The sequence below is a fragment of the bacterium genome, from assembly GCA_040757115.1.
Classification (GTDB): domain Bacteria; phylum UBA9089; class CG2-30-40-21; order CG2-30-40-21; family SBAY01; genus JBFLXS01.
Map to the genome: position 1 here is coordinate 1 of JBFLYA010000196.1, position 6926 is coordinate 6926.

The 6926-nt window shown below is 42.2% G+C and carries 8 protein-coding genes; all 8 read left to right on the top strand.

The window, feature by feature from the left end; translation table 11 throughout:
* The first annotated feature begins 17 nt into the window (after window positions 1–17).
* The 8 genes from AB1422_14520 (at window position 18) to AB1422_14555 (ending at window position 6727) form a co-directional block, all read left to right on the top strand.
* Complete coding sequence (locus AB1422_14520) at window positions 18–125, top strand: four helix bundle protein (GenBank protein MEW6620527.1); 108 nt, start codon at window positions 18–20, stop codon at window positions 123–125.
* Window positions 126–282: 157 nt separating this feature from the next.
* Window positions 283–1209, top strand: coding sequence for a methyl viologen-reducing hydrogenase (locus AB1422_14525; GenBank protein MEW6620528.1), 927 nt, complete (start codon window positions 283–285; stop codon window positions 1207–1209).
* Window positions 1210–1264: 55 nt separating this feature from the next.
* Entirely contained in the window at window positions 1265–2707 is a 1443-nt protein-coding gene (locus AB1422_14530; protein ID MEW6620529.1) for a Ni/Fe hydrogenase subunit alpha, read from the top strand.
* Window positions 2708–2715: 8 nt separating this feature from the next.
* Complete coding sequence (locus tag AB1422_14535) at window positions 2716–3216, top strand: hydrogenase maturation protease (protein ID MEW6620530.1); 501 nt, start codon at window positions 2716–2718, stop codon at window positions 3214–3216.
* Between the two features lie 22 nt (window positions 3217–3238).
* Window positions 3239–3808 (top strand): four helix bundle suffix domain-containing protein, encoded by a 570-nt coding sequence (locus tag AB1422_14540; protein ID MEW6620531.1) that lies wholly within the window; start codon window positions 3239–3241, stop codon window positions 3806–3808.
* A 55-nt stretch (window positions 3809–3863) separates the two neighbouring features.
* Entirely contained in the window at window positions 3864–4106 is a 243-nt protein-coding gene (locus tag AB1422_14545) for a hydrogenase maturation nickel metallochaperone HypA (protein MEW6620532.1), read from the top strand.
* A 55-nt stretch (window positions 4107–4161) separates the two neighbouring features.
* The gene (hydG, locus tag AB1422_14550) at window positions 4162–5544 is read left to right on the top strand and encodes a [FeFe] hydrogenase H-cluster radical SAM maturase HydG (GenBank protein ID MEW6620533.1); all 1383 of its coding nucleotides are present in this window, start codon (window positions 4162–4164) and stop codon (window positions 5542–5544) included.
* A 4-nt stretch (window positions 5545–5548) separates the two neighbouring features.
* Window positions 5549–6727 carry a radical SAM protein gene (locus tag AB1422_14555; protein MEW6620534.1) on the top strand — a complete coding sequence of 393 codons (1179 nt, stop codon included), beginning with the start codon at window positions 5549–5551 and terminating at the stop codon, window positions 6725–6727.
* Window positions 6728–6926 lie beyond the last annotated feature (199 nt).

Here is a 6926-nt window from a genome sequence, read left to right on the forward strand (position 1 = left end):
TGATAAGAACATACGAAATAACCAAAAACTTCCCCACTGAAGAAAAATATGGATTGGTGCAACAGATGTGCACAGCGGCTGTTTCTATTTCAGCAAATATTGCAGATCAATTAAGAGTAAAATAGTAAGAAGTATTTTCCCCCTTTCCTACTTCCTGCTTGCTTGGTATTTGGTATGCTGAATAGTTACGATTTGCTCAAGTGATGACAGAATTTACTGAGACGATAAGAAAATTAGGACCAAGCCCATATTCAACAAGGAATTAAAAGGAGATAAGAAATTATGGCAGTGAAGGTTGCAGAGGAGTGGTTAAACATTTGCGGAGGGTGTGAGGTAACTATTCTGGACATTGGAGAACCATTATTAGATTTGTTACCTCAACTTGAGTTTGTCCATATGCCGGTGATTATGGACCATAAATACTACGGACAGACCGGCGAAAAGGAGGAAATGGAGATACCAGAGGCTACCGTTGGTATTATCTCCGGTGGGATACGCAATGAGAAGGAAAAGCATGTAGCAGAGGAGATGTGCAAGAAATGTTCGGTAGTAATAGCTCTTGGCTCTTGTGCTTGCTATGGTGGTATCCCTGCCTTAGCTAATCAGTATAATTTAGAGAAGGTTTACGATAAAGTCTATCGTGATTCAAAAACTACCGATTCTGGAGAAACGCCTTCACTTGAGCTTCCTCCCTTAACTGATCGGGTTTATGCCCTGGATGAGATGATTAAGGTTGATGTCTATATCCCTGGATGTCCGACAGCCCCGGAGATAGTAGTTGAGGCATTAACTTCTCTGCTTTCGGGCAAGCCATTTACCTTACCCGAGCGGAGTGTGTGCGATGACTGCCCAACTAAACGGGAAAAGAAGGCAGTAACCTCTATAAAGAGGCCGCTTGAGCCGATTATTCCGCCGGGGCAAAAATTAGAAGAATCCCGCTGTTTTATGGAGCTTGGATTTTTATGTCTTGGACCGGTGACTAAATCTGGTTGTGGTGGCTCTGCAAAAATACCTCGATGTATTAAAGCAGGAATGCCCTGTCGAGCCTGCTTTGGTCCAATCAGAAAAGGTGCTAATCCAATGGTAGATATGATGGGTGCACTCTCTACTACTGGATTAGACCTAAAGTCAATCCTTGACAGATCAGCTACCTTTCAGAGATATATTGGTGCTCATGGCAGATTAAGACCACTGCCGAAGAGGGCATGACATAGGAGAATAAGATATATACGACATATATGACTTATAAGAAAAAGGAGATTTGATGGGTAAAAAGATCATCATACAACCAGTAACCCGAATTGAGGGGCATGCTAAAGTGACCATTCAATTGGATGACACGGGGAATGTACAGGAGACAATGGTTAATGTTGTTGAACTGCGTGGCTTTGAGAAATTCTGCCAGGGCAGGCCAGTGGAGGAACTGCCCAGGATTGTAACCAGTATCTGTGGTGTTTGTCCCTGGTCGCATCATTTAGCCAGTGCTAAAGCAAATGATGCCGTTTTTGGGGTGGAGATTCCTTCTGCGGCTAAAAAACTCAGGGAATTGGCGAATGCTATTGCCTTTACCGAAGAGCATATCCTTCATTTCTATTTTTTAGCCGGGGCAGATTTTGTTATTGGACCAGATGCGGATTATTCAATTAGAAATGTCATCGGTATTGCTCAAAAACTCCCTGATGTGGCTAAACAGGTGGTTAGATGCAGGCATCTGGGTGCTCAGATGCTGGAAATCTTAAGTGGTAAATCCATTCATCCAGTAGCGGCTGTGCCTGGCGGATTCAGTAAAGCTTTAACTACACAAGAAAGGGATGAGATGAAGACGAAGGCTATGGAAATATTAGAGCTGGCGAAGTTCTCGATTGACTTTGCGAAGAAGAATATCTTCCCACCATTCCTTGAGGCAGTCCAGACTTTGGGGGTGATAAAGACAGGCTTTCTGGGCACGGTTAGAGAGGACGGCCGCCTTGACCTTTATGACGGCAGATTAAGGATGATGCAAGCAGATGGGAGTTATGAAGACTTTAGCTATGACCAATACACTGATTATATTGCAGAACATATTGAGCCGTGGACATATTTGAAGTTTCCCTATATGAGAAAAGCAGGAGGCTTTTCAATGGATTTAGCCAACCCTGTGGGGATATACCGCACCAATACTCTGGCAAGAATCAATGTTTGCGATAAGATTGGGACACCGCTTGCTCAAAGTGAGCTTGAGGAATTTAGGGCTAATTTTCGCAGGCCAGCTCAGTTGACCCTACTTTATCATTGGGCACGCTTGATTGAATTGCTCTACAATGCCGAGCATATTGTTGATCTTCTATCTGACCCGGAGATTACCAGCACAGATATCCGCAAGTCAGTTACACCCAGAGCAAGCCGTGGAGTAGGCTGTGTAGAGGCACCCAGAGGGACATTAATCCATGACTATGAGACGGATGAAAATGGTCTGGTTACCAATGTTAATTTAATTGTAGGCACGACCCATAACAATGCACCCATAAATATGTCGGTCAAGAGAGCGGCAATGGATAACATTAAGGATGGCAAATACGACCAGGGGATACTTAATCGGGTTGAGATGGCAATTCGTGCTTATGACCCCTGTCTTTCCTGTGCTACCCACGACTTAGATGGCAGATTGCCGGTGAGAATAGACTTTATTAATCCAGCAGGGGAGATAATAGATAGTTTAAGGAATTAAAAAAGGTTATGCTTGATTATTACGAAAAGCGTGTGCTTATTTTAGGTTGTGGAAATATTCTATTTGGGGATGATGGATTTGGGCCAGCTGTGATAGAGTATCTTCAGAAACACTATGACCTGCCTCAAGATGTAGCAGTAATAGATGTAGGCAGTGGTGTGCGAGGGGTACTGTTTAATCTATTACTCTCTGAAATAAAGCCGCAAAAGATTATTATCGTTGATGCTATAGACACAGGTAGAAAGCCAGGTGAGGTTTTTGAGGTAGCAATTGAGGATTTACCGAAAAATAAGGTTGATGACTTCTCGATGCATCAACTTCCAACCTCAAATCTACTCAGAGAACTTAAGGTGTTAGGTCAGGTAGAGGTAAAACTCATTGCCGCCCAGGTAGAAAACATACCAGAAATGGTTCAGCCAGGGCTCTCTAAGAGATTATCTGAGGCGATACCTATAGCGTGTGAGATAATAATGTCTGACTTGTCCGACAGGTCTGACAAGTCCGACTGATCTGATAAAGGAGAAAGATTCTATGAACCATAACCTAATTCCACCTCACGGCGGATACCGTAATCTCCGTAGTTTCCAGACCGCACAATTAGTCTATGATGCGACGGTTATCTTTTGCAATCGCTTTATTGAGAAATATTCGCGCACTCACGACCAAATGATACAGGCCGCCCGTAGCGGTGTGCAAAATATTGCTGAAGGCAGTATGGCTTCTGCAACCTCAAAGAAGATTGAACTTAAATTAACAGGAATTGCAAGAGCCAGCCTTGAAGAACTGGTGCTTGATTACGAGGATTTCTTGCGTCAGCATGGATTGAACAGATGGGATAAAGACTCACCTGAAGCACTTGCTGTAAGGAGAAGATATAAGTCTGACCAGTCAGACAAGTCAGACCTGTCTGACCCTTACTGCATCAAGCAAGTTTCATCTGAGGTGGCAGCAAATACAATCATTTGCTTAATTAACCAGGCCAGTTATCTTTTAAGAAAACAGCTGCAGAAATTAGAAGAATCATTCCTTTCTGACGGTGGTTTCACAGAACGGCTATACCAGGAGCGGCAAAAAAGGAAATTTGGTAACAAGCAAGTCTGACAAGTCAGACAAGTCAGAATAGTCCGACATATCCGACAAAGGAGATCTTTAATTTATGCATGAATGGGGAATTACACAAGAGGCAATAGATGAAGTCATTAAGATAGCTAATAAGAACGGCGTGAGCAAGGTAACCAGGGTCTCTTTATCCGTAGGCGAGGACGACCATTTAACACCTGATGCAATAAAGTTATGCTTTGAATGCCTGGGGAAAGGGACAATGGTTGAAAGGAGTGAATTGGAGATTAAAAAGGGCGATGGCCAGGGGATTACTATTGAAGTTGTAGAAGGAGAGTAGTCTGACTTGTCTGACCTGCCTGACCTGTCAGACTTGTCTGACTAAAATAAAAAAGATGACTAACGAGATAATTAACCAGGAAAAGTTCAACGAAATCCTACAAAAGACAAAGAACCCAACCCCTGAGCTAATCAAAGATATCCTTGATAAGGCTAACGAAAAACAGGGACTAAACTTAGAAGAGATTGGATTCTTAGTCAATGCAGATAGTCCGCAACTGATGGCTGAGATCTATGAGACTGCCGGAAGGATTAAGGATGAGATCTATGGTGAACGGCTGGTATTTTTTGCTCCACTTTATGTTTCAAACTTTTGCATCAATGATTGTGCCTACTGCAATTATCACCTCAGCAATCGAGAGCTAACCCGTCACAGATTGACATTAGAAGAGGTCCAGGAGCAGACAGAGCTCTTACTTAAGATGGGGCACAAAAGGGTGCTGCTTGAGCTGGGTGAGGACCCAATTAATAACCCGATAGATTATGTGGTGGAGGTCATAGAAAAGATATATTCGGTTAGACTGCCGGTTGGTAATATTAGAAGGATAAATGTCAATATCGGGGCTACCACTGTAGAGAACTATAAGAAGCTAAAGCAAGCAGGAATAGGCACCTATCAACTCTTTCAGGAGACATACCATCAGGAGACCTACCAGAGATTACACCGTGGTCCAAAGGCAGATTATATCAGGCAATTGACAGCCCACGAGCGCGCCTTTGAGGCAGGGATTGACGACCTGGGACTGGGGGTCTTATTTGGACTTTATGACTGGCGGTTTGAGGTATTAGCTCTGGTATCCCATGCCCAATACTTCGAGCAAAGATATGGGGTAGGACCGCATACCTTCTCTGTGCCGCGTTTTCGGGAAGGCTCAACCATTAGCTATCATCCTGACCGCTATAAAGTAAGCGATGCTGACTTTCTCAAGATTATTGCCATACTAAGGTTAGCAGTGCCCTATACCGGTATGATTATCTCTACCCGTGAAACTCCAAAGATAAGGAAGATTGCCTATAGGATTGGCATCTCCCAAACATCAGCTGGGTCAGTAACTACAGTAGGAGGATATGGAAGGGATAATGGTAACGGGCAATTTACGGTTTATGACCAGCGTTCATTAAAAGAGGTTATCTCTACGGTCTTACAGGATAGGTTATTACCCAGTTTTTGCACAGCTTGTTATCGTCGTGGTCGAACGGGTGATGTCTTTATGGGTCTGGCAAAGCCGGGTGAGATTCACAACTTCTGTCGGCCTAATGGACTACTTACCTTCGCTGAATATTTAGAGGATTTTGCCAATAAATCTAATGGATTGTATCAAAAGGGCTATGAGGTAGTAAATTTTTACCTGAACAAGATGGAAGATGAAAATCTGCGCCATCAAACAGAAAAATATTTAAAGAGGATTAAAGAGGGGAAAAGAGACCTGTATTTCTAAAAATATGTGTTACGCTATACCGGCTAAGGTTGTTGAAATAAATGATAATATAGTTACTGTTGATTACTTTGGGGAAAAGAGGAAGGCAAGAAATGACTTCTTTAAATTAACCCCAGGCGAGTATGTCTATGCTCAGGGCGGATTTATCATCCGACAGATACCTACCCCGGATGCCCTTTCTATCCTTAATACATGGCAAGATTACTTCTTCAAACTCAAAGAAACTGACTTAAGACTTACCCGCGAATCCAAAACCCTTTACCAACAAGCAAATTCTATTCGACAAAAACATCTGGGTAATGCCTGCTGTGTGCATGGAATTATAGAATTTTCTAACTGGTGTCAAAATAACTGCCTTTACTGTGGACTGCGTAGAGATAACACGGAAATTAAACGCTACAGAATGCAACCAGAAGAGATAATTGAACATTGTGCCTATGTGGTTAATGAATTAAATTTTAAGGCATTAGTTTTACAATCAGGAGAAGACCTCTGGTATACAGAGGAAAAACTAATAACCATTGTTGAAAATATTATGAGGCGGACGCCTGTTTTGCTGATATTAAGTCTGGGCGAAAGGGATATAGCAATTTATGAGAGATTGTATGATGCAGGTGCTCGAGCAGTGCTTATTAGATTTGAGACAAGCAATCCGCAGCTTTATGAGAGATACAGACCCAACCATAAACTGAAAGATAGAATTAATTTGGTTAAGGAGTTATATCAGCTTGGTTATCTTATCTTTAGCGGATTTTTAGTCGGGTTACCGCAACAGACAGAGGAAGATATTCTTAACAATCTTGAGTTAACCGCCTCTCTTAATGCCGAGATGTTTTCTTTTGGTCCATTCATCCCTCATCCTCAGACACCCCTGAGCAATGCCGAAAAGCCATCCCTTGAAACGGCATTAACTACTGTCGCTCGGGCAAGGATAAGGTATCCTCAATCAAGGATACTGGTGACTACTGCCTTAGAGACCATTGATAAGGAAGAAGGTCTAAAACGCGGTCTTTTGAGTGGTGGAAATTCTCTAATGATTAATCTTACCCCACAAAAATATCGCCCCTTTTACGACATCTACCCAGGTCATACAGATGGAAATAAAACCTTTTCTGATAAGATAGAAGAAGTCGTAACATTATTGCAATCCATTGGCAGAGCACCTACAGATTTAGGGTTGTGATGCTTACAACGGAACTTCCCCTCAAAAAGAGCCTATAGGTAAGTCAATTCAAAAGAGGGTGTTGAAAAAGTTCTCGCACCCAACAAGGGATTAAGACTAATAAGTAATTATTCCTTGACAATTTCTCATCTACTCTTACCTAAGAATTTTTTATTTTTTTTATTTTTTTACTTGACAAAATTGATAATTTGTGCTATAC